Consider the following 22,914-nt stretch of genomic DNA (forward strand, 5'->3'; position numbering starts at 1 on the left):
CAACAAAGATGTTAATTCTTAAATATTGAGTCTATTCCAGAGAGTGTAACACATAACGCTCCGCTAAATCACCGGTAATCTCATTTCCAGACAAGTCCAACTGTCGTAACTGGTTGGGCTCCACTTTGTATTTAAAGTCAAGTCCTTCTAAGTTGAGCTCTCCTTCTTGCAGTTCCCATTTTCCAGATTTTGAAAACGCTTCGGTGCTCTTACCGACATAAACATATTCCAAGGTGTAAGCTTTATCGCTTCCAATGGTCAGCACGGTAGCAATGGCTTCACAATCTGTACAGGGCAGATCGCCGCGGTAGGTTCCAACGAGCCTCCCTTCTGTCACCTTTCCAAATTTATTATTGTCTATACTCGCATTGGTTCTAGTGTTTATGCAACTAACAACTGCAAAAACTACGATTAAAAGTCCAATTAAGTATACAACAAAACGCATCACATAAGATTTTGGATATCAATAACAAAAAAGATACCACAAAATGTTAACTATGCAATTTCTTTATTCTTTAATCGTCCCAATCGTCTTCATCGATACCACGCGCCAAGTTGTATGCCGACACTAGTTCGCCATATGCATGGCGATTACGAACACGTTGGGCGACCTCCATCCCCTCTTGGTATATTTTCAATGCCTGTTCCTTTTCTTGCAGTGTCTCCAAATATTTCGCATAATGGTAATAGGTGCCTACATAATCTGGGTGGTTGGTTACTAAATCCAAAAATCCCGCTAAGGTTTTTTCCTTGTCCCCTTCCTTCTTGTACTCCATTGTTAATGCATATTTCAAAAACGGATCCTGCGGCGTTTCAGCGAGAAATATCTTAAGTTCTTCAATTCTATTTGGCATAGCCTTACGTTGATTATTAAAAATCAAAAGTACGAAATTATTAACAGCGTAAAACCATTCGTTACGTTCGTTTTTAAAATGAAATTACTATGCTAGCATACAAAAATGACAATCTATTGACCAAGACACAAGTGTATATATTATTGATAATTTATTAAAATAACACGCGAAAATCAAAAAACAAATAACAATATCACATTATTACAGCTAATAAAATACAAATAACATAAATAAAAAACATTATAAACATGTGCAAGGCATAGAGAAAAACTCTTGCTTTTCGAATTAAAAATTGATAGGTTTGTGTTGTTAGCTAGTAGTAAGGGGATTAGTTTTGGGTATATTACCAATGACAATTATTCCGTTTCTGCACCATTTAAACTTTAATAAACGATAATCTGATGAAAATACTTGTATGCCTGAGTAACGTACCGGATACGACATCCAAGATCACTTTTACGGACAACAACACTGCATTTAATAGCAATGGTGTCCAATACATCATCAATCCATATGACGAAATTGCCTTATCGAAGGCTGTTGAATTGGCCGAAGGCGAAAAAGGTACCGTAACGGTAATCCATGTTGGCGAAGCAGCGGCAGATGCAACGATTAGAAAGGCATTGGCTGTTGGCGCCGATGACGCAGTGCGTGTTAATGCTACAGCTCGCGACGCTTGGTTTGTAGCAAACCAAATAGCGAACTACGCAAAATCCAATGCCTTTGATCTTATCTTAACAGGGCGGGAATCCATCGATTATAACGGAGCTCAAGTTCAGGGGTTTCTGGGAGAATTGTTAAACATCCCATCTATTTCTATTGCGAAAAAACTGGAAATTAACGGAACTGAAGCATCCGTAGAGCGGGAAATTGAGGGCGGAAAAGAAGTGTTGAGCGTAACCTTACCTATTGTGGTGGGTACAGCAGAAGGTGTAGCCGAACCAAAGATTCCAAACATGCGTGGGATAATGACAGCGAGAACCAAACCACTTCAGGTGGTCGATGCCATTGACGTGCCGGTACTTTCAAAAATCAGCCATTACGACACGCGAGCTCCACGTGGACAGGTAAAACTTATCGACAAAGCCGACATCGCGCAGTTGGTACAGCTGCTACATAGCGAAGCTAAAGTCATTTAATTTTGATCACCTTTTAGAAGAATAATTATGTCAATCTTAGTATATATAGAAAACGTTGAAGGTGCACTGAAGAAATCTGCATTTGAATCGCTGTCATACGGTAAAGCCGTTGGTGATCTCACGGGCGAGAAAGTCACGGCCTTAAGTATAGGAAATGTTTCGCAGGAAGAACTTAACAAAGTCGGCCAATACGGTGTAGAGAAAGTTATTGAAGTCAATAGCAGCGATCTTGGACAGTTTGTTAATCAGGCGTACGCTTCGGTTATCGCCGAGGTGGCAAAAAGCATCGATGCACAAACGGTGATATTGTCCAACTCTTTTAGTGGAAAGGGTCTTGCTCCGCGCATAGCGGCAAAGCTTGGTGCAGCCTTGGCAGATGGCGCCATATCCCTGCCGACCATAAGCGGTAGCATCTGGCAGATTCAAAAAAGTGTATTCTCGAATAAGGCGATTGCAACGGAAGAGTTGCAGGAGCAAAAAAAGGTGATCGCATTAACACCTAATAGTTTGGAAGCAACGGAATCCGCTGTGCCTGTAGCTATTGAAAAATATGAGCCTCAGGTTGCCGCAGCCGATTTATCGACAGTGATCAAGGATATCGTCCGCGCGACGGATAAAGTGTCGCTACCAGAGGCAGACATCGTGGTTTCCGCCGGCCGCGGCTTAAAAGGACCCGAAAACTGGGCGATGGTGGAAGAGCTTGCTGATGTACTTGGTGCAGCCACAGCTTGTTCGAAACCCGTATCTGACGCGGGCTGGCGTCCGCATGCCGAACACGTTGGCCAAACAGGGTTGGCCGTGACGCCAAACCTCTACATCGCCATCGGTATATCCGGCGCTATACAGCATCTAGCGGGAGTTAGTGCCTCAAAAACCATCGTGGTGATCAACAAAGATCCGGAAGCGCCTTTCTTCAAAGTAGCCGATTATGGCATCGTTGGAGATGCTTTTGAGGTTGTGCCACAGCTGATTGAAGCCCTAAAAGCGTATAAAAATAACTAAACAACAATATCGAAACAAAGTAAGTGGCTAGACATCAAGAAATTGTGTCTGGCCATTTTTATTTTGGCTTGAATATTTACATCTTTGTACGAAGGTAAGGCTTTAAGAATGAAGAAAATCAAATTAGATATAGTTGGGTTATCCTACAGTCAGACACAATCCGGAGCATATGCGTTGGTTCTTGGAGAAATTGGCGGCAATCGCCGTTTACCGATAATCATTGGAGGCTTCGAGGCACAGGCCATCGCTGTTGAAATTGAGAAAATGCAGCCCTCCCGTCCTTTAACGCATGACCTTTTCAAAACATTCGCCGACAACTTCCAAATAAAAATCCAGGAAATATTAATCTACAATCTTATCGACGGCATTTTTTTCGCTAAACTTATTTGTTCCAATGGCGAGAAATCTATCGAACTGGACTCCCGCACGTCTGATGCTGTTGCGCTGGCTGTCCGATTTGGATCTCCAATCTATACCTACGACTTCATTATGGATGCTGCAGGCATCGTGATCGAGAGCAACGATTTTGCTTTTTTAGAGAATATAGAAAATCTACCGCCGAAGGAGAATACGCTACAAAAAGAAGAAGCTAGCGCTGAGCAAGACAAAGGCCATGCCTCTCCTTACGCCAACCTGAACGATGAGCAGCTAGAAGCAACATTGAACAAAGCTATCGAAGCCGAGCAATATGAAACTGCGGCCAAAATACGCGATGAGATTGAACGAAGAAAATCATAATTACCCTAATACAATACTATGTCCATAAAATTACGATTAACCATCATGAGCTTCTTTCAGTTTTTCGTGTGGGGAGCTTGGTTAATTACAATCGCGAACTATTGGTTTGGCACAAAGCAATGGGATGGCACGCAGTTTGGAGCCATATTTGCCACCATGGGTATTGCATCACTCTTTATGCCTACACTTATGGGCATCATCGCAGACCGATGGGTGAATGCAGAGAAGCTGTATAGTCTGATGCACTTTCTTTATGCGGCCACTTTATTCTACCTCCCACAGGTCGACGATCCGCAGCTTTTTTTCTATATCATGCTTTTGGCTATGTGTTTCTACATGCCTACGCTAGCATTATCCAACTCGATTTCGTACACGGCATTGACCACCGGTCAGTACGATTTGGTTAAGGCCTTCCCTCCCATCCGCGTATGGGGCACCATTGGTTTTATTGCAGCAATGTGGTTGGTCAATCTTACAGGAAGCAAAGCCACTGGGCATCAGTTTCACATTGCCGGTGCCGCCGCCTTTGGGTTAAGTTTATTCGCTTGGACACTTCCAAAGTGCCCACCAAGAAATGTGAATAGAGAAAATCAATCCTTGATACAAACCTTCGGTTTAGAGGCATTCAAGCTTTTTGCCAACTATAAGATGGCGCTGTTCTTTATTTTCTCCATGTTTTTGGGTGGAGCACTCCAACTGACGAATGCCTATGGCGACGTGTTCTTGGATGAATTTAAATACTATCCCAAATATGCAGACTCTTTTGTGATCGAATATTCCACGATCATTATGTCTATTTCCCAAGTTTCGGAAACCTTATTTATCCTAGCTATTCCTTTCTTTTTGAAACGCTTCGGCATCAAGAAAGTGATGTTACTATCGATGTTTGCTTGGGTACTGAGATTTGGACTATTCGCCTACGGCGATCCCACAACAGGCTTATGGATGATCGTTCTATCTTGTATCGTTTACGGTATGGCCTTCGATTTTTTCAATATCTCGGGGTCGCTATTTGTGGAAACCTCAACAAACGCACATATACGCAGTTCTGCACAAGGCCTGTTTATGATGATGACGAACGGATTTGGAGCTGTCTTAGGCAGTCTTTTATCGGGATGGATCATCGACAAATACTTTACCCTGCATTTTTCCAATATATCCAATCTTGCGAGTTACCTCGAAACCGATAGCCTAAATGCGAGCCTTCTAGGCTTTGTCAAGGAACGCGGTTTCACGGTCTTCCAAGATGGTTCACTCAGCGGTGAAGTAATGCTGAAGGATTGGCATCACATTTGGCTCGCATTTGCCGGCTATACGCTTGTTATCGCTATTTTATTCGCCTTGTTTTTCAAGCACAAACACGACAGGAAAAGCCTATAAAAGTATCGAAAGATGGCCTACAAGCCATCTTTTTCATTTTTTGTATATTTGCCTGTTCATATGGAAAAAACAAACTTCATTAACATCCCTACCCTACAAAAAAGCTTTATTTACGATTGGACACATAGCAAGGTCGAAGCCATAGGCCTACCCGATCAAGCGGAAAACAGCGTCACCTCAGCTATCTTATTGATTGCTACCGTCATCCTGCTGCTAATGGCCGACTTTATCACGCGTAGAATTATTAAAACAGTATTTGTCAAGCTCATCAAAAGAACAGCAGCCACTTGGGATGACAAATTACTGGACAATAAAGTGTTGGATCACTTAAGTCATTTAATACCACTTTTTATTGCGCAACAACTACTTCTAGCAATCTTCATTGGTTTTCCAAATTTCACGGCGATACTCATCAAATGTCTTTCGGTGATCGTCACGGTCGTCGTCTTTCAGCTGTTCAGCGCGCTGCTGAAGACAGTAAGGGACATCTTAAAAACGTCCAAGGCCTTTCTTGACAAGCCACTAGACAGTTACCTACAGGTGGCTCAGATATTCCTGATGTTTGTCAGCGGCACCATTATTTTCTCCGTCGTGACTGGAAATTCGCCCTGGTCGTTCTTGGTTTCTTTGGGCGCGGCATCAGCCATTTTGATGTTGGTATTTAAAGACACCATATTGGGATTTGTCGCCAGCATACAAGTCTCGGCCAATGATTCGGTGCGTGTAGGCGATTGGGTAGAAATGGCTAAATATGGTGCAGATGGTGATGTCATCCAGATAAACCTGAACAATGTGAAGGTCCAAAACTTCGACAAAACAATTGTATCCATACCGACCCACACCTTGCTCACGGATTCGTTTAAGAATTACCGAGGTATGCGACAATTCGGAGGGCGAAGGATTAAGCGCGCGATAAACATCAAGATTTCATCGATAAGATACCTGACTGAAGAAGAAATACAGGAACTAAGCCGAATACATTTGCTAGCGCCTTATATTGACGAGCGGCAAGAAGAGATAGCTCAATATAACGACAGGATGCATGCAGACGCCTCCATGCCCGTAAACGGAAGGAGAATGACAAACATTGGCTTGTTCAGGGCTTATATTACACGTTACATACAAAACAATCCAAATGTGCATCAAGACCGCATGCTCATGGTTAGACAATTGGCTCCCACCGAACACGGTCTTCCTTTAGAACTCTATATGTTTGCAGCAAGCACCGAATGGACTTTCTACGAAGACACTATGGCGAATATATTCGACCATCTTTTTGCTGCAATTAAATACTTTGATCTCGAGGTTTTTGAGTTGCCTGCGTCAGACGACTTACGCAGCTTACTCAACGAACATATGCAAAAATCTGAGGCCATCCAGCAGCTGTAGCAAAGCACAAGCGCTGTTAAAAAGAAAAAGGTTGCCGAGGGGCAACCTTTTCTTATTTGTATGAAAACAAATTTTGTTTCAGCATATTTCGCAACAGGCCTAACATTAACCATAACACTATGAACAAAAATTACTCTGATCCAAAGGTGGGCATTTCATATTAATTGAATATTAGCAAGCCATTAAATAAGAAATTAGCGTGCTTTTTTTACCTTTTATTACTCCACTACGGTTATATCTTTCTTTGCTGTATGCAAACGGCCAAATATATCTTTGGCTTCTACCGTAAGCGTATGCTTGCCAACAGGCAGCTTAGGAAGCTTAATTTTCCAAAGGTGCGTTGACGCCACTACATCAGAGGGTCTTCTGCCTTCGATCAGTTCTTCGGCACCGTCAAAAGCGAGTACATCTTGCGTGTATGCCGGATCATAGTCGTCCACGCGTTCCATTTCTTTCCATTTGCCGCCATCTACATTGTACCGCAGCTGATCGTTTTTAGCTCCAATGTAGAAATTAGCATATAGTGCGTGGCGCTTCACGTATTTCTCTGCCACAACAGCTGGCCCAAATAGGCCTATACTATGTTTATCGTCTTTTCCCACAACCTTGTAGTCAAACGTATACGTATTGTTATCAATATGCAAGATAGCGTAGCCTTTTGGGGTTCCGTCGCGCATGGTGGATACGGGAACACCTTGTGCATTCAATTGTCCCGAATACCAGTCTCCCGATGTTGTGCCAACATTGTATTCATGATGTGGCTTTTGTCCTTTCCATCCGTGAACATCGCTGTAAAAATTCTGTTGTTGAAAATGGGTATGTGCGGACAGCGACAAAGTATTCGGATAATCTTGCAATAGATCAAACAGACGCTGTCTATCGTCGTTTCTAAACCATGCTTCATTATCGGGATTGAGGGGAATATGGAAAGCTAACACGACAAGCTTTTCTTTAGGAACAAACCGCAGATCATTCGCCACGAAATCCAATTGTTCCTTGCGGAATCCACCTTGATAGCCTTTCCCGGTTGTAGGGTGCGGATACAGCACATCATCTAACACGATAAAATGGGTGTTGCCAACATTGAACGAATAATTTGCGGGACCGAAAAGTCTTTCAAAAGATTCATCCGATAAGGAGTCACTTTTAACATCGAAATTAAGATCGTGATTTCCTATTACGTTGTACCAGGGAAGTCCCATTTGGCTGATTGTCTTTCTATAGCTGGGATGCAAGCTCAAGTCATTGCCGACAAGGTCGCCTAGGCTAATACCAAACAAAGGGCCTTTTCTTTCCTTCGCTTCATCCACCACTGCTTTTTTAAAGTACTCCATCTCGGCTTCATCATAGGCCTGTGGGTCGCCAAATACGAAAGCAGAGAATGTGGTAGGTTCTTCAACCGCCTGCAGGCCGAAGTCGATAGATTTCGGCAATTTGCCCGTTGGTGCAACGCCAGCAAACTGCAATGATGGTGATCCTTTTGGCTTGTGGAGGTGGTAGAATTTAGAATGGTTCACTTCATCCAAAGGCAGTTTATAGCCTGAAGGTTTGATCACGAAGATGACATTATCGTCCTGAACCGGCAATTGATAATTTCCTTTTGCATCGGTTTGGACGACCTGGATGCCATTGCTGACACTTACGCCGGCTAGACCGATTTCCTTTTTGCCACGTACGCCATTTGCATTCGCATCGACATAGACTACGCCACGGGCTACTTCCTGTGCCATGGCCGTTCCAGATAGAGCACACGCCAATAGTGCCCAACAGATATTCTTCATAAAATGAACGATTTGTTTGCTGGCAAACATAACTTTATGAAATAAAGAAATTGTAAATAGAGGATTAAGTTGTTGTTAGCTAAATCAAGCTAAACGGCAAAACAGCAGATAGGCATCAGCTCCCTAAAACGAAAAAAGAGCATCCAAAAATGCTCTTCGTTTTAAATATTATAAAAATCTCGGCCTCTTTAACGGGCGTTGGCAATATTGATCATCTCTAAAACCTTTTCTATTGTTGTTTTTGTGGCATCCTTCATCTTTTGGTTTCCCGCATAATCGGCATCTAAGGTTACTTGTTTACGCTTTTCCTTATACTTGTATTCCAAGGTGTAACGTGGAACATCACGACCTTCCAAGGAGTCTTTGCGTGGCGTTGTCATATCGTCGTCAACGTTCCAAAACCCCATTTCCATAGCTTTTCGGTGCAGATACAATAGATCGTCGTCTGTCAACTTAAGTTTTTGCTTCACCACCTGATTGCTTCGATTTAGGTATTGGTAATCTTGGGTGGCGGAATTGTACTGGTTCAACATGGAGTCTCTCGTTCCATAGGAAATAGTAATGTACTCAAAATCTGAAAACCGGTAAGGTGCATTTTTAATCATGTTGGAATAATAAAACACGCAATAGATAAAGAATGAACCTATAATACACAATCCAAGAAAAATAGCCTTTGTTCTTTTAGTCATGACATCGAAGAAATATGTCGCAAAAATAAACAATAAGGCCGAACTTGGAAGGTTGGCCGTTGTAGAAATCCACGAAATATGTAATTTGAATGTTAGATTTTCGGCGTTCCACAACGAACGAAGTATTTGTAGTACCAACTATCTTTCATGTCCGAAATAATGACACCTTTACGGGTAGACACATGCACAAATTTGTTGTTGTGCAGATAGACGCCGACATGATCGATGTTTCTACCACCAAACGAAAAGAAAATAAGATCCCCCTCCTTCAATTTATCTTCATATTTACGTTTTACGTTGTCCCCCATATCGCGAGATGTGCGGGGAAGATTCTTCCGATAGACCTCTTGATAGAGTATCCCTACAAAACCCGAACAATCAATGCCCGATTTCTGCGTGCCGCCTAAACGATGAGGGCTACCCATCCAATTGTCTATAAATTGGTAGAGCGCCTTATTATCCAGCTCCCTAACAGAAACGCCGAGGATATCTGCGTAGTTCTCCATTTTGGATCCCGACAATGATTTGTATCGGGCGTCGCTGGCATCTGTGGGGATCTTTTTTCCAGAAGTACCGATTTCGGTTCTCGGCCGAACAGCGGAGGAACCTTTCCGACGAGCGCCACAGGAAGCGAGAAATACGATAATAAAAACCAGATACAGGAACTGAAATATGTAACGATGCATGTTCGAAGCCATAAACAAATGTAATCAACCGTGTTCCTTGTAGCAAGAAGCGTGCAAAAATTATTATTGGTCAAAGCAAACCGCTGTTTTTAGAAAAGAGTGATTGAGTAGCAAGAATGAAATAACGAAAAGTCAATCAAGTTCACTTGTCTGAATATCGTCAACAATTTAATTCCGGCAAAAGCCTAGACAGGCTTTTCGTAACTTGCGCGAAATTAACATGGAAAAAATCAAAGGCATTATTGCCGTATTTGTTGGGGCAGCAAGTTTTGGCATACTATCAACTTTTGTGAAGAAAGCCTATGCCAAGGGCTTTACGTTGGGCGAGGTTACCGGTGTGCAGGCCCTATTCGGCATGATACTATTGTGGGCAACGTTATTGCTACTGTATGTCGGCTATCGTAAGTACTTCAAGCGATATGCCCGTAAAAGCAGTCGTTGGATGATCCTGATCAGCGGGATTTCAACCGGTGCGGTAAGTTTGCTGTATTATAAGTGCGTGCAGCTGGTTCCAGCATCTCTTGCCATTGTTTTACTGATGCAGTACATCTGGATTGGGCAGCTGATCGAATTTCTGGTGTTTAAAGAACGTCCGACACGAAGAAACATTGTTGGCATTTTTGTGATCCTGCTGGCCACTGTATTGGCGACCGGTTTATTGGAGCAAGATTTTCACACATTAGACATGATGGGGATCTTTTACGGCATGCTTGCCGCTAGTGCATACGCCATTTTTATCATTGTGAATGGGCGTGTAGGCAACGATCATCCGCCACTGCAGAAAAGTGCGTTCATGGTATCTGGTGCATGCCTCTTTATCTTTATCCTACTGCAGCCTTTTAGCTTATTTCATACAGACACCTTGCTGGAGATTGGACCTTATGGCCTGTTGCTGTCTGTTTTCGGAACGGTTCTTCCTCCAGTCATGTTCGCCTATGGCATGCCCAAAATCGGCATTTCCTTGGGCAGTATCTTAAGTTCGGTGGAATTGCCAGTTGCCGTTTGCATGTCCTATTTCGTCTTGCATGAAACGGTGTCAATGCTGCAATTTGCGGGTGTAGTGTGTATTTTAGTTGTAGTTGTTGTGCTGAATATGCCGAAGGGATCCAATAGTTCTACGCCGTAGTAGCCCCATCAAAAGATCAGCATATTAATCCGAGTTGAATCGGTTCGCACAAGCGGATGTTGCCTGCTGCAGAAACCTTAGTGATGAACGAGGAGTTCGGGAAGTTCTTCGATGTCAACCTCTCCTTGTTCGGTTATTGACACAAATTTCACAGGAACAATCTCGTTCACGAGCAAAGGATCATAGAGGGAACGAACTTTTACGTAGTTTTTCGAAAAACCATGCATATATCCATCTTTCACATCACTTTCAAATAGCACCTCGCCTACTTTTCCAAGTTGGGCTTCATAAAAAGCACGGCGCTTCTTTTCGGATAAAATGTGGAGCATCTTGCTACGGTCGCTACGCTGTGCCCCGGGTACTGCACCTTCCATCTGGGCGGCAATAGTATTTTCACGCTCTGAGTAGGTAAACACATGCAAATACGAGATATCCATGTCGTTCAGGAAGTTGTATGTATCAATGAAGTCTTCGCGAGTCTCGCCGGGGAAGCCCACAATCACGTCGACACCTATACAGCAGTCAGGCATTAAAGATTTTATCTTGGCCACACGCTCGGTATATAGTTCCCTTTTATACCGGCGACGCATCATCCCCAAGACCTTGTTATTACCCGATTGTAAGGGCATGTGAAAATGGGGCACAAAACGCTTGGATTGGGCTACAAACTCTATTATTTCATTGGCTAACAGATTGGGTTCTATAGAAGATATACGAATACGATCTATGCCTTCCACATTATCCAGTGCTTTCACTAGATCCAAGAACTTATCCTGGCGCTTGCCTTCGCGAATACCGAAATCGCCGATGTTGACACCGGTCAATACGATTTCCTTCACGCCGGATGCCGCAATTTCTTCCGCTTGGCGGACAATATCTTCAATTTTTCCGGAACGGCTGGCACCACGTGCCAACGGAATGGTACAAAACGTACAAGAATAGTCGCAACCATCCTGTACTTTCAGAAAGGTACGCGTGCGGTCGCCAATTGAAAAGGCGGAAACAAACTGTTTTGTTTCGTCAATAGGAGCATTGTGGATAACGGCCTTTTCTGTTTTGGTCAAATCGTTGATATGCTCGATAATGTTAAATTTCTCGGCTGCGCCCAACACCATATCCACACCAGGAATTTCCGCAATTTCCTTTGGCTTGAGCTGGGCATAACACCCCACGATAGTCACATAAGCATTCGGAGAATGCTTCAACGCTTCTTTTACAACCTTACGACATTTCTTATCGGCATGATCGGTTACCGAACAGGTATTGATGACATAAACATCGGCAGGGCTATTAAAAGCTGTGGTTTCGTAACCTGCATCTTTAAAGATCCGGCCAATAGAGGACGTCTCCGAAAAATTCAGCTTACAACCCAAGGTATAAAATGCGACTTTCTTACTCATGATTTCGGCAAAAATACATAAAAAGTAGCAAAATGTGAGTTGTTGAAAAATTGTGATATTGTAATGATGTAAAAACAAGTATCTTCGTGGTCACACCTTTGGGACTTTTCAGGATGAAACAATATATAGATTTACTTAAACACGTTTACGAAAACGGCGTAAATAAAACGGACAGAACAGGCACCGGAACACGCAGTGTATTTGGTTATCAGATGCGCTTCAATCTACAGGAGGGTTTTCCGCTTGTCACGACAAAAAAGCTTCACTTGCGCTCCATCATCCATGAACTCATTTGGTTTTTGAAGGGAGAAACAAATATTAAATACCTGAAGGATAATGGTGTGAGTATATGGGATGAGTGGGCTGATGCCGAGGGTAACCTTGGTCCAGTTTACGGTTCTCAATGGCGGTCGTGGCCAACAGCAGATGGACGCCACATTGACCAGATCGCACAGGTTATACAACAGCTTAAAAAATCACCCGATTCCAGACGGATAATCGTATCTGCATGGAACGTGGCCGAAATAGAAAATATGGCTCTACCTCCTTGTCATGCTTTTTTCCAGTTTTACGTTGCTCCGGCGGAGCCGGAGAAGGGTATACTCAAGCCGCGCTTGTCCTGCCAACTGTATCAACGCAGTGCCGATATTTTCTTGGGTGTGCCCTTTAACATCGCTTCCTACGCGCTGCTAACGATGATGGTCGCACAGGTTTGCGATATGGAAGCTGGTGACTTTGTACATACGTTGGGCGATGCACACATCTACAGCAACCACTTCGAACAAACAGAACTGCAATTAACCAGAGAACCGAAGCCCCTTCCCACGATTAAGATCAACCCGGCGGTGAAGGATATATTTGATTTTACATTTGCAGATTTTGAGCTGGAAGACTACACGTTTCATCCGCACATCAAAGCGCCGGTAGCTGTATAGCCAACCATTTTTACACATTGAAATAGATTTATTTTATCCACTTCTGATAAGTATGAGCAACCTGAAGATAATATTAATTGTAGCCGCCGCCGAAAACAATGCGATTGGAAAAGACAACCAAATGTTATGGCATTTGCCGGATGACTTCAAGTACTTCAAAAATAAAACTACTGCCCACTCCATTGTGATGGGCAGAAAAACCTACGAATCGATGGGCAAAGCTTTGCCTGATAGAAGGAATATTGTGTTGACCCGGAACGAGGACTGGTCGGCCGAGGAGGTCGACGTAGCCAATTCCATGAACGAGGTGCTCACCTACTGCCGTGATGAACGGGAGATTTACATCATTGGCGGGGGCCATATTTACAAGCAGTGGCTGCCTCAGGCACAGGAAGTACTTTTAACACGTGTACATGCAACTTTTGATGCAGACGCCTATTTCCCCGAGCTACCGACAGCGGAATGGAAGAAGGTAAAAAGCGAACGGCATGAGGCTGACGAACGCCACCAATATGAATTTACGTTTGAAACCTGGGAACGTATCTAAACGATTCAAGCAAAAAGAACAAGGGATAGATTTTTCAAAAATCTATCCCTTGTTCTTTTATAAGGAGGAGGTTAGTTATTGCTTTTCAATGCCGCCTCGATGAGCTCGGCATAGAAATCGCCTTCCTTCATCCCGAACGCACGAACCTGCTGTGGAATAAAACTCTGCGGTGTCTGTCCGGGGATAGTATTTATTTCAATAAAGTAGAAATGGTCGGTTTCTTGTTGCAAAAAGAAATCGACACGTACCATCCCTCGGCAGTTTAGGCGCACATAGATCGCTTGGAGAATACGCGCCGCTCTAGCCTGCTGCTCTTCAGAAAGATCCGCAGGAGTTATCTCTTCGGTCAAACCGGGAATATATTTAGCTTCGAAATCAAAGAATTCGCGTGTCGTTTTTACTTCCGTTGCCGGCAGTACCACCAGCTCGCCCGCCGAGTTTCGAAAGATACCCTGCGAAAATTCACGACCGGTAACAAACTCTTCGATCAGCACTTGCTGACCTGTATTTTCGGCGTTGAAAGCCTTTTCCAACGCTAACGTCAATTCCGACGACTCTTTCACCTTCGTCATGCCTATGCTACTACCGCCGGCATTGGGCTTAACAAAGTAAGGTAACTTCAACTGTTCCTGCACTTGCTGCGCTGCTGTTTCACGATCTGTCTCAAATAGCAACACTGATTTTGCGACGAATAATTCTGGGATATCTGCCAAGATTGCCTTCGTGTATCCCTTGTTCATGGTAAGCGCGGAAGTTAAGGCACTACAGGAAGTATAAGGAAGACCAATCATATCAAAGTAACCCTGTAAGCGGCCATCCTCTCCCGGGCTGCCATGAAGAATGATGAATGCGATATCAAAGGTCAAAAGATGTCCATTGATGACGAGTGAAAAATCCTCTTTATTCACAAGCGATTTAATTCCGGCGTCGTTCACGTGAAACCAGCTATCGACGCTGATCGTGATCGGATATACTTCATACCGTTCCGTATCCAACTGGGAATGTACAAATGCGGAGCTTTTGAAAGACACTTCCGCTTCGCCGGTATAACCTCCGGTCACTAATGCTACTTTTCTTTTCATCTGTTATTTTTCTTCAAGATATCGCCCATCACACTGTAAATGCCCTCCTTCCCCATTGCACTTATCCCGACGATTCATAAATAATGTTAAAGCTGAACAAATATAATTTGCGTTCCACGGAAAAACGAATATTTTTGCTTATTATATTAGTGGTAACGCTTATGGGCATATCGAAGCAAATTGGCTTAACTATTGCTCTTATTATTTCAAAGAATCCATGTCAAAACTGTTGTTGTATCTGAAAACAGATGCTTTTCGAAAAAATCTAATCGCGGCTTTTGTCGTTGTCCTTCTTTTATTTTTGGTTATCTATTTCGGATTACGGGCTTACACCAAGCATGGCGTTGCGATCGAGGTTCCTCAGGTGAAAGGCATGCAGATTGACGAGGCAATTCGAGTTTTGGAGAAAGCTGATCTTGAATATTATATAGACTCCGTTTATCAAATGGACATGAAGCCCGGCTTAGTTATCGAGCAAGATCCTGAGCCGAGTTCCCATGTAAAAACAGGACGTACGATCTACCTAACCATTATCACGCAGGTACCGCCGGACGTTGCTTTTCCAGACATTATTGACAAAACATTTATCGAAGCGTCCGCTATGCTTCGTAACCAATCGCTAAAAGTTGGCGATACGGTCTACGTTTCTGATATCGCGCGCGACGTAGTGTTGGATGTAAAATTTGCAGGACAACCGCTGAAAGCAGGAAGAATGGTTCCTAAAGGATCGAAGATCACGTTGGTTTTAGGAAATGGTCGTGGTGCTAGCGAGGTGGAACTCCCCAATTTAATAGGATTTTCATTGGAAGAGGCTCGTTTTGCTTTGACAGGCGTGGGACTAAACGTCGGCACATTGACTTACAGCGGCTCGGTGCTGGACTCGTTGAGTGCCAAAGTTATCAGTCAACAACCGGATAGTACGGCTGGTTTTGTAGGCATTGGCACAGCCGTGAACTTAACATTATCAAATTAAGGAGCTTGAAATGAGCGATAAAAAAAGAGGTTTTCCAAAATTTTTAAAAATTGTACTGCTTTTAATGTTAGTAGGTGGTATTGTGGTCGGCTACCTAGGCTATCAAGCATTTCTTGGTTCCAGTGTAACTAAAAATGAGCCCTACTTGTATGTTCACACCGGCGACAGCTACGCTGATGTGTTAAAGCAGTTAGAAGAAAAGAACATCGTTACAAATGTACAGTTCTTCGACTACGTCGCTAAAGCTATGGACTATCCGAGTGCTGTGAAACCTGGAAAGTACAAATTGACGGAAGGTCTATCCAACAGGAGGCTTATCGGCAACTTGCGTGGAGGTTATCAAGAGGCTGTAAAATTCCGGTTCGAGAATATCCGTTTGAAAGAGAATTTTGCAGCATTGCTGGGGAAGAACTTCGAAGCCGACTCCGTTTCTTTTCTAAATATTTTGCAAAATAATGCCGTTGCGGAGTCCTATGGTTTTACGGAAGCAAACTTCTTTAGCATGTTTATCCCAAATACCTACGAGATATACTGGAACACCTCGCCGGACAAGATTGTAGCACGTTTCCACGATGAGTACAATACGTTTTGGAACACCGAAAGAAAAGAGAAGGCAGCTGCTTTAAACCTAACGCCTCAAGAGGTGAGTGTTTTGGCTTCCATTGTCAAGGGAGAGGCATTGCATAGAGATGAGATGCCGAAAATAGCCGGTCTTTATCTCAACCGCCTGAAGCGAGGCATCCTGCTGCAAGCAGATCCTACCGTGATCTTTGCGAATAATGATTTCAGTATCCGTCGGGTGCTTAACAAACACCTGACAATAGACAATCCTTACAACACATACCGTTTTAAAGGATTGCCTCCAGGCCCTATCATGTTGCCCAGCATCGCTGCGATTGATGCTGTTTTAAACTATGCAAAGCACGACTACATCTATATGTGTGCAAAAGATGATTTTTCGGGATACCACAATTTTGCCGTTACACAAGCAGAACATTTGGTCAACGCCCGAAAATTCCAACGTGCGCTAGACGCCCGTAATATCAAGAAATAATTACTTTACAACATCAGGAAACGACCGCGACGAAGGCAACTTAGTGCTAAATAAAACAAACGGTCGTTTCCTCTTAACTATACTTTCCATTTTTACTTTTCAACATGTTTACACACGAGACCACATTAAGGACAAGATATGCAGAGACGGATCAAATGGGCTATGTGTATTATGGAAATTACGCATCTTACTATGAGGTAGCGCGTACAGAGATGTTAAGAAGTACAGGAATTTCCTACAGAGAACTCGAAGAAATGGGGGTTATGCTTCCTGTGACCGATCTTACCTGCAAGTATATGCAGCCCGCTCGTTACGACGATTTGATCACCATAAAAACCTACATCCGCGAGAAGCCCAACGTGCGTATCAAATTTGAGTATGAGGTTTTTAACGAAAATGGCGTACTTTTGAACACCGGCTCAACGCAACTTGTTTTTGTTGACATGGAAAAAAAACGGCCGTGCAAAGCTCCACAAATATTTCAGGAAAAAATTGCGCCTTACTTTAGTGTTTAATGCAGAAGAACATACATAGCTCCCTTTTACGCATCAAGATTTACGATAGGTTTATTGAATGGACAAAGGTGGCTATTATCCCAGGATTTGGTTCTCTTCCGCTATATACGGTGTTCAGTTTTTTCTTTCAAGAAATCGCGCGCGAATCTATCCTCAATAAGGCGTCATCCTTGGCTTACAACTTTATGTTGGCTATCTTTCCCGGTATTCTGTTTTTGTTTACCCTCATCCCTTACATACCGGTAGACAACTTCCAACAGAAGCTACTGGACCTGATCCAGGTTGCACTGCCGCATAATGCCTATGAATTTCTGCAAGCCACGCTAATCGATATCGTCAAGAACCAAAATTCAGGTTTGTTGTCTGTCGGTTTTTTGTTGGCAACCTTTTTTGCTACCAACGGCATGACCACCTTAATGATGGCCTTTAACAAGGCGTCTCTTGCTAAAGAAAAGAGATCTTGGCTACGTCGTCGGATTGCTGCAATAGGCCTATCTTTTGCTATTATCTTGGCTTTGGCGACGGGTATCGGTATTTTCACGGGAGCAGGCTTTATCATCAATTATCTCAAGAAACAGATCGACTACGATATATCTTGGTTTTGGACATTCATTGTCACTTTATCCCGCTGGATTGTCCTCTTTGGTATATATTTTATTACCGTAAGCATCTTGTACAAATTTGGGCCAAGTGATGCGAAGAAATGGAAGTTTCTAAATGCCGGCGCGAGTTTGGCAACTATTTTGGCCATCTTGACTTTCACCGGCTTTACCTTTTACATTGACAATTTCGGCGCGTACAACAAACTGTATGGATCGATCGGTACATTGATTGTCGTGATGATTTGGATGTACCTAAATTCCTTGATCCTTTTAATAGGATTTGAACTCAACGCCGCTATCGCGCTATCCAAACAAAGCATTAAAATTGTTAAGCCACGCGTCTACAATTCATTTAAAGCTGAGGAGTAGGATAGAAAAATACACAATCAACTACTAACCATAAGATTACAGCAAGAATCCATTCTCCATAAATGTCAATACAGAAAACGTCAATGACCAATATGGGTGGTGCAAATTAGCTTAAAGGATTCTGTTAACCCTTGTCTCGTTGATAAAATAGCGTCTAAAACATTTTTTTCACTTAATCTCTTGTATATAAAAGTTTTTCGTATTTTTGCAGTCCCTACAATGTGGGGAAAAGGAGAAAAAATAATTAATGGCAAAAAAACAAGAAGCAGAAAAAGAGTTAGCGGCGAAAAACGCAGAGCTACAAGGTGCTGACACTAAAGTAGTGAAAGACACTGAAACAATCGAGTCTGAAGCAGATTCAAAATTGATCGACGAAATCAAATCTAACACATGGAGCACACCACAAGGTGACTTCGACTGGGATTTGGACGAAAAAGCTTTCGGTAACTACAGCGAAGCTGAGCGTAACAAATTGGAAGAGCAGTACGCAGGTACATTCAACCAAATTAACCAAGGGGAGATTATTGAAGGTATTGTAGTATCTATCAATAACAAAGATGTGGTTTTAAACGTCGGTTTCAAATCAGACGGTCTTGTAGCATTATCTGAGTTCCGCGACTTACCTGACTTGAAAGTTGGTGATGCGGTTGACGTATTCGTAGAATCTCAGGAAGATGCGAACGGTCAATTGGTATTATCACGCAAACGTGCTAAAACACAAAAATCTTGGGAAGCTATCAACGATGCATTGGAAAATGATGCAATCATCGATGGTTTCGTAAAATCTCGTACTAAAGGTGGTTTAATCGTTGACATCAAAGGTGTAGAAGCATTCTTACCTGGATCTCAAATCGACATCAAACCTATCCGTGATTACGATGTTTACGTTGGTAAAACAATGGAATTCAAAGTGGTAAAAATCAACCACGAATTCAAGAACGTTGTTGTATCACACAAAGTATTGATCGAAGACGATTTAGAAAACCAAAAATCAGAAATCGTTGCAAAACTTGAGAAAGGTCAAGTATTGGAAGGAACTGTTAAGAATATCACAGACTTCGGTGTATTCATCGACTTAGGTGGTGTTGACGGTTTACTTCACATTACAGATATCTCTTGGGGACGCATCGAGCATCCAAAAGAAGTATTGGCTTTAGACCAAACAATCAACGTTGTTGTTCTTGACTTTGATGACGAGAAAAAACGTATCGCTTTAGGTTTGAAACAATTGTCAGAGCACCCTTGGGAGTCTTTGAGCACAGATTTGGCTGTAGGCTCTAAGGTTAAAGGTAAAATCGTAACTGTTGCAGATTACGGTGCTTTCCTTGAAATCATCCCTGGTGTTGAAGGTTTGATCCACGTTTCTGAAATGTCTTGGTCTCAAAACCTACGTTCACCACAAGAATTCTTGAAAGTAAGCGACGAAATCGAAGCTGAAATCTTGACTTTAGATCGTGAAGAGCGTAAAATGAGCTTAGGTATCAAACAATTGACTCCTGATCCTTGGAAAAACATCACTGAGCGTTACCCTGTAGGTTCTAAGCAATCTGCTGTTGTTAAAAACATGACTAACTTCGGTGTATTTGTTGAACTTGAAGACGGTATCGACGGTTTGATCCACATCTCTGACTTATCTTGGTCTAAGAAAATCAACCACCCTAACGAATTCACTAAAGTAGGTGAAAAATTAGAAGTTGTTGTTCTTGAGCTTGATGAAGAAAACCGCAAATTATCTTTAGGTCACAAACAATTAGAAGAAAATCCTTGGGATACTTTCGAAACCATCTTCACAGAAGGTTCCGTACACGAAGGTACAGTAATCAAAGTTGGTGACAAAGGTGATATCGTAGCTTTACAATATGGTGTTGAAGGCTTCTGCCCGAACAAACACTCCGTTAAAGAAGACGGTTCTGCGTTGAAAGTTGATGAAGTTACTGAATTTAAAATCATCGAATTCAACAAAGAAAACAAACGCTTAGTAATCTCTCACTCACGTATTTGGGAAGACCAAAAAGCAGAAGCTCGTATCGAAGAGTTCAATGCTCGTAAGAAAGAAGCAAAAGCAGCTAATTCAGCCGTTAAAAAAGTAAAAGAATCTGTTGAGAAATCTACTTTGGGTGATTTAGACGTTCTTGCTCAATTGAAAGAGCAAATGGAAGGTGACGAAAAGAAATCTAAATAATTTAGATTCTTAAACATACTTTTCTTAATCCCCAGCTATCTAGCTGGGGATTTTTTATTGACCTAAAACTGACTTTTAATCCCTAAAAGTTAAAAATTAAAACACTAATCTTGTACTATAATTTTCAATGCCAAACGCTCGAACAACGATATGCGATTTTCCACCATCTTAATATCTATTTTACTCCTATTTAGTGCTGTTATTTTTGGTTCCTGCAAGCGGAATTTTCAATACTCGGTGCTGGAAGTGAAACCGCTGGCAAGCGATCTCAATAACAAAGCGATTGCAGAGCTCGCAAAACGCAATCCCAAGGGTAAATTCTCCTTTCTGATTATTTCGGATACACAAATCGCGTACGATGAATTGGAGGCTTTTGTGAAACATGCCAACAAGATCCCAGACGATAGCATCGCCTTTGTGCTACATGGTGGAGATTTCACAGACTACGGTGCCAATTTTGAATACAACCTGTATTACGATGATATCAAAAAATTGAAATTCCCTGTAATCGGAACCATCGGCAATCACGACATGCTGGGCAATGGACGCACCATTTTCCAGCATTATTTTGGTACCGAAGACTTCACGTTTACCTATGGAAACACCGCGTTTATTGTCTTTAACTCAAATTCTAGGGAAGTAGCTTTTGACGGTAGCATTCCAAACCTGAACTGGATCGAAAAGGCCACGAGGGATTTTAAAGAGATGAAAAATATCATCTATCTCTCGCATATTGCTCCAATCTCCTTTGATTTCGATCAGGAAAAAACGCAAATGCTAGCAGACATCTTCGTAAAAACCAGTAATACGCGTCTTTCCATACACGGGCATTCACACTCTTTCGACTATCGGGAATTCTTCGATGATGGTTTTCCTTATCTCGTAGCGCCGACACTATTAAAGCGATCTTATGTAAAAGTTGATGTTGCAGATACCACTGTGACCGTACACGAATTATTTTATTAACATGCAAAAAGTATACGTGCTTCTGTGGACACTGATCGCCTTCCTGCCTGTGAAGGGGCAAATCAACAACTTAGACAGCACCTTGTATAAGTTAATGCCCGACCACGTCAAATTGCAGTATGCAGGAAACATCGGTATGTTTTCAACCGGTTTCGGCTATCGCAGCCCCAATCAAAAATGGATCGGCGACTTTATGTACGGTTTTGTACCCAGCTCCTATGCCAACGATCCCATACATTCATTAACATTAAAAGGAAAATACGTACCTATTGACAGAAGCTATCCGCATACGCTCCAAGTAGACTGGCTACAAGTTGGCCTATGGTTTAATTATTCTTTTGGTGACGATTATTTCTTGAAATTGCCTTCCTATTATGACAGTGGGTACTACTACTTTTCCACTGCAATGAATATAGGTTTAACATTGGGATCTGAAGTTCGCTATAAAAAATGGGGACTATACTATGAACTTGGGACAACCGAAAAAAGGACGATAAACTATGTTAAAAATGCAGGTTCTATAAATTTCAGTGAAATCTGGAATATTGGTATTGGATTAGTATATTATCTAAAATAACACCAATATTCCAGTGTTTCCTAGCCCTATCTTATTTTAGGCTCCGGTAAAGGTACATAGCCATCGTCATTTATCACTTTTGGAAAGCGGTGGTTTTGCCAATCTTCTTTGGCCTGTTCAATTGTTGCTTTATCCGTAGCCACAAAGTTCCAAAAAATGAAGCGTTCTTCGGGAAAAGGCTCTCCGCCGAATATATAAACGGTGGTGTTCGCTTTCATCGTGAAAGAACAGAGGTGTGCGTCCTTGGTAATCAGTATTTGCTTTGAACCATAGGCATGTCCTTGATTTTCGATCTCACCCTCCAAAATATACAGTCCGCTTTCGCCAAACAGATGAGTTCCAATATCGATTTTCTTCTCTTCGGACGACTTGATCTCGATCATATATAACGGGGAATATACCGGTACAGCCGATTTATGGCCGAATGCTTCACCCGCAATCAATTTATAGTGCACAGCATCTTCTTCCCAAGCGGGAATGTCCTTTGCCTCGACATGAAAAAACTCGGGATCCATAAATTCTAACTCCTTCGGAAGAGCAACCCAAATCTGCAATCCGTGCAAGAATTTATCCTGTTTACGCAAATAATCCGGTGTACGTTCCGAATGGGTAACGCCTTTGCCTCCCGTCATCCAGTTTACGGCGCCGGGTTGTATTTCTATTTCCGTGCCGATACTATCTCTATGCATCATGGCGCCATCAAATAGATAGGTCAATGTAGACAAGCCAATATGCGGATGAGGCGGGACGTCCAAATTTTCATAATCCGCCAAGCAGGCAGGCCCCATATGATCGATAAACACAAATGGTCCGATGGATCTTTTTTGGCGAAATGGCAATAGACGACCAACCAAAAAATTACCTATATCAGCAGCTTTCTCTTCCAGTATAAAATCAATATTCGACATAATCAAATGCTTTAAAACCC

General features: G+C 42.5%; 23 protein-coding genes. 15 read left to right on the forward strand and 8 right to left on the reverse strand.

The features are described from left to right. Window positions 1-31 precede the first annotated feature (31 nt). A complete protein-coding gene (locus SCB77_RS06635) occupies window positions 32-337 on the reverse strand; it encodes a copper resistance protein NlpE (RefSeq protein ID WP_320185647.1) in 306 nt (101 codons plus the stop codon). A 178-nt stretch (window positions 338-515) separates the two neighbouring features. Then, a complete protein-coding gene (locus SCB77_RS06640; RefSeq protein WP_320185648.1) occupies window positions 516-854 on the reverse strand; it encodes a tetratricopeptide repeat protein in 339 nt (112 codons plus the stop codon). A gap of 401 nt (window positions 855-1,255) precedes the next feature. Between SCB77_RS06640 and SCB77_RS06645 the strand changes: the two genes are divergently transcribed. From SCB77_RS06645 to SCB77_RS06665, 5 genes are all read left to right on the forward strand, one after another. Further along, window positions 1,256-1,993 carry an electron transfer flavoprotein subunit beta/FixA family protein gene (locus SCB77_RS06645; RefSeq protein WP_320185649.1) on the forward strand — a complete coding sequence of 246 codons (738 nt, stop codon included), beginning with the start codon at window positions 1,256-1,258 and terminating at the stop codon, window positions 1,991-1,993. A 27-nt stretch (window positions 1,994-2,020) separates the two neighbouring features. Continuing rightward, the gene (locus SCB77_RS06650) at window positions 2,021-2,995 is read left to right on the forward strand and encodes an electron transfer flavoprotein subunit alpha/FixB family protein (protein WP_320185650.1); all 975 of its coding nucleotides are present in this window, start codon (window positions 2,021-2,023) and stop codon (window positions 2,993-2,995) included. 108 nt (window positions 2,996-3,103) lie between these two features. Further along, window positions 3,104-3,733, forward strand: coding sequence for a bifunctional nuclease family protein (locus SCB77_RS06655; protein ID WP_320185651.1), 630 nt, complete (start codon window positions 3,104-3,106; stop codon window positions 3,731-3,733). A gap of 18 nt (window positions 3,734-3,751) precedes the next feature. Further along, window positions 3,752-5,113 carry a nucleoside permease gene (locus tag SCB77_RS06660; RefSeq protein WP_320185652.1) on the forward strand — a complete coding sequence of 454 codons (1,362 nt, stop codon included), beginning with the start codon at window positions 3,752-3,754 and terminating at the stop codon, window positions 5,111-5,113. Between the two features lie 60 nt (window positions 5,114-5,173). Beyond that, the gene (locus SCB77_RS06665) at window positions 5,174-6,502 is read left to right on the forward strand and encodes a mechanosensitive ion channel family protein (RefSeq protein WP_320185653.1); all 1,329 of its coding nucleotides are present in this window, start codon (window positions 5,174-5,176) and stop codon (window positions 6,500-6,502) included. Window positions 6,503-6,720: 218 nt separating this feature from the next. On the opposite strand, the gene SCB77_RS06670 is transcribed toward SCB77_RS06665, so the two are convergent. The 3 genes from SCB77_RS06670 to SCB77_RS06680 form a co-directional block, all read right to left on the reverse strand. Continuing rightward, window positions 6,721-8,283, reverse strand: coding sequence for a calcineurin-like phosphoesterase family protein (locus tag SCB77_RS06670; protein ID WP_320185654.1), 1,563 nt, complete (start codon window positions 8,281-8,283; stop codon window positions 6,721-6,723). A 188-nt stretch (window positions 8,284-8,471) separates the two neighbouring features. Beyond that, complete coding sequence (locus SCB77_RS06675; protein WP_320185655.1) at window positions 8,472-8,888, reverse strand: hypothetical protein; 417 nt, start codon at window positions 8,886-8,888, stop codon at window positions 8,472-8,474. A gap of 176 nt (window positions 8,889-9,064) precedes the next feature. Beyond that, entirely contained in the window at window positions 9,065-9,658 is a 594-nt protein-coding gene (locus SCB77_RS06680; RefSeq protein ID WP_320185656.1) for a C40 family peptidase, read from the reverse strand. Between the two features lie 220 nt (window positions 9,659-9,878). On the opposite strand from SCB77_RS06680, the gene SCB77_RS06685 reads away from it, so the two are divergent. Beyond that, window positions 9,879-10,784, forward strand: a complete 906-nt coding sequence (locus tag SCB77_RS06685) for an EamA family transporter (RefSeq protein WP_320185657.1) — start codon at window positions 9,879-9,881, stop codon at window positions 10,782-10,784. A 77-nt stretch (window positions 10,785-10,861) separates the two neighbouring features. Here the strand turns inward: SCB77_RS06685 and mtaB are convergent, their stop codons facing one another. Beyond that, entirely contained in the window at window positions 10,862-12,184 is a 1,323-nt protein-coding gene (gene mtaB / locus SCB77_RS06690; protein ID WP_320185658.1) for a tRNA (N(6)-L-threonylcarbamoyladenosine(37)-C(2))-methylthiotransferase MtaB, read from the reverse strand. Window positions 12,185-12,297: 113 nt separating this feature from the next. Here mtaB and SCB77_RS06695 point away from each other — a divergent pair, with 113 nt between their 5' ends. Both SCB77_RS06695 and SCB77_RS06700 read left to right on the forward strand, forming a co-directional pair. Then, window positions 12,298-13,119: a thymidylate synthase gene (locus tag SCB77_RS06695; protein ID WP_320185659.1), complete on the forward strand. Its 822-nt coding sequence runs from the start codon at window positions 12,298-12,300 to the stop codon at window positions 13,117-13,119. Window positions 13,120-13,171: 52 nt separating this feature from the next. Next, the gene (locus SCB77_RS06700; RefSeq protein ID WP_320185660.1) at window positions 13,172-13,666 is read left to right on the forward strand and encodes a dihydrofolate reductase; all 495 of its coding nucleotides are present in this window, start codon (window positions 13,172-13,174) and stop codon (window positions 13,664-13,666) included. Between the two features lie 71 nt (window positions 13,667-13,737). On the opposite strand, the gene SCB77_RS06705 is transcribed toward SCB77_RS06700, so the two are convergent. Continuing rightward, entirely contained in the window at window positions 13,738-14,748 is a 1,011-nt protein-coding gene (locus SCB77_RS06705) for a D-alanine--D-alanine ligase family protein (RefSeq protein WP_320185661.1), read from the reverse strand. 217 nt (window positions 14,749-14,965) lie between these two features. Here SCB77_RS06705 and SCB77_RS06710 point away from each other — a divergent pair, with 217 nt between their 5' ends. The 7 genes from SCB77_RS06710 to SCB77_RS06740 all read left to right on the forward strand — a co-directional run bounded on the left by SCB77_RS06710 (window position 14,966) and on the right by SCB77_RS06740 (window position 21,986). Then, window positions 14,966-15,721 (forward strand): PASTA domain-containing protein, encoded by a 756-nt coding sequence (locus tag SCB77_RS06710; RefSeq protein WP_320185662.1) that lies wholly within the window; start codon window positions 14,966-14,968, stop codon window positions 15,719-15,721. 10 nt (window positions 15,722-15,731) lie between these two features. Next, entirely contained in the window at window positions 15,732-16,775 is a 1,044-nt protein-coding gene (mltG, locus tag SCB77_RS06715; protein ID WP_320185663.1) for an endolytic transglycosylase MltG, read from the forward strand. 104 nt (window positions 16,776-16,879) lie between these two features. Further along, window positions 16,880-17,290 (forward strand): acyl-CoA thioesterase, encoded by a 411-nt coding sequence (locus tag SCB77_RS06720; protein ID WP_320185664.1) that lies wholly within the window; start codon window positions 16,880-16,882, stop codon window positions 17,288-17,290. Continuing rightward, window positions 17,290-18,261 carry a YihY/virulence factor BrkB family protein gene (locus SCB77_RS06725; RefSeq protein ID WP_320185665.1) on the forward strand — a complete coding sequence of 324 codons (972 nt, stop codon included), beginning with the start codon at window positions 17,290-17,292 and terminating at the stop codon, window positions 18,259-18,261. The genes SCB77_RS06720 and SCB77_RS06725 overlap by 1 nt, the downstream gene beginning before the upstream one ends. A 247-nt stretch (window positions 18,262-18,508) precedes the next feature. After that, on the forward strand, window positions 18,509-20,443 hold the full coding sequence (gene rpsA, locus SCB77_RS06730; RefSeq protein WP_320185666.1) for a 30S ribosomal protein S1: 1,935 nt from the start codon (window positions 18,509-18,511) through the stop codon (window positions 20,441-20,443). 150 nt (window positions 20,444-20,593) lie between these two features. Beyond that, complete coding sequence (locus SCB77_RS06735; protein ID WP_320185667.1) at window positions 20,594-21,409, forward strand: metallophosphoesterase family protein; 816 nt, start codon at window positions 20,594-20,596, stop codon at window positions 21,407-21,409. A gap of 1 nt (window position 21,410) precedes the next feature. Beyond that, window positions 21,411-21,986, forward strand: a complete 576-nt coding sequence (locus SCB77_RS06740; protein ID WP_320185668.1) for a hypothetical protein — start codon at window positions 21,411-21,413, stop codon at window positions 21,984-21,986. A 26-nt stretch (window positions 21,987-22,012) separates the two neighbouring features. Here SCB77_RS06740 and SCB77_RS06745 read toward each other — a convergent pair whose 3' ends face one another. After that, window positions 22,013-22,894: a pirin family protein gene (locus SCB77_RS06745; protein WP_320185669.1), complete on the reverse strand. Its 882-nt coding sequence runs from the start codon at window positions 22,892-22,894 to the stop codon at window positions 22,013-22,015. Window positions 22,895-22,914 lie beyond the last annotated feature (20 nt).

The organism is Sphingobacterium bambusae (assembly GCF_033955345.1).
Lineage (GTDB): Bacteria > Bacteroidota > Bacteroidia > Sphingobacteriales > Sphingobacteriaceae > Sphingobacterium > Sphingobacterium bambusae.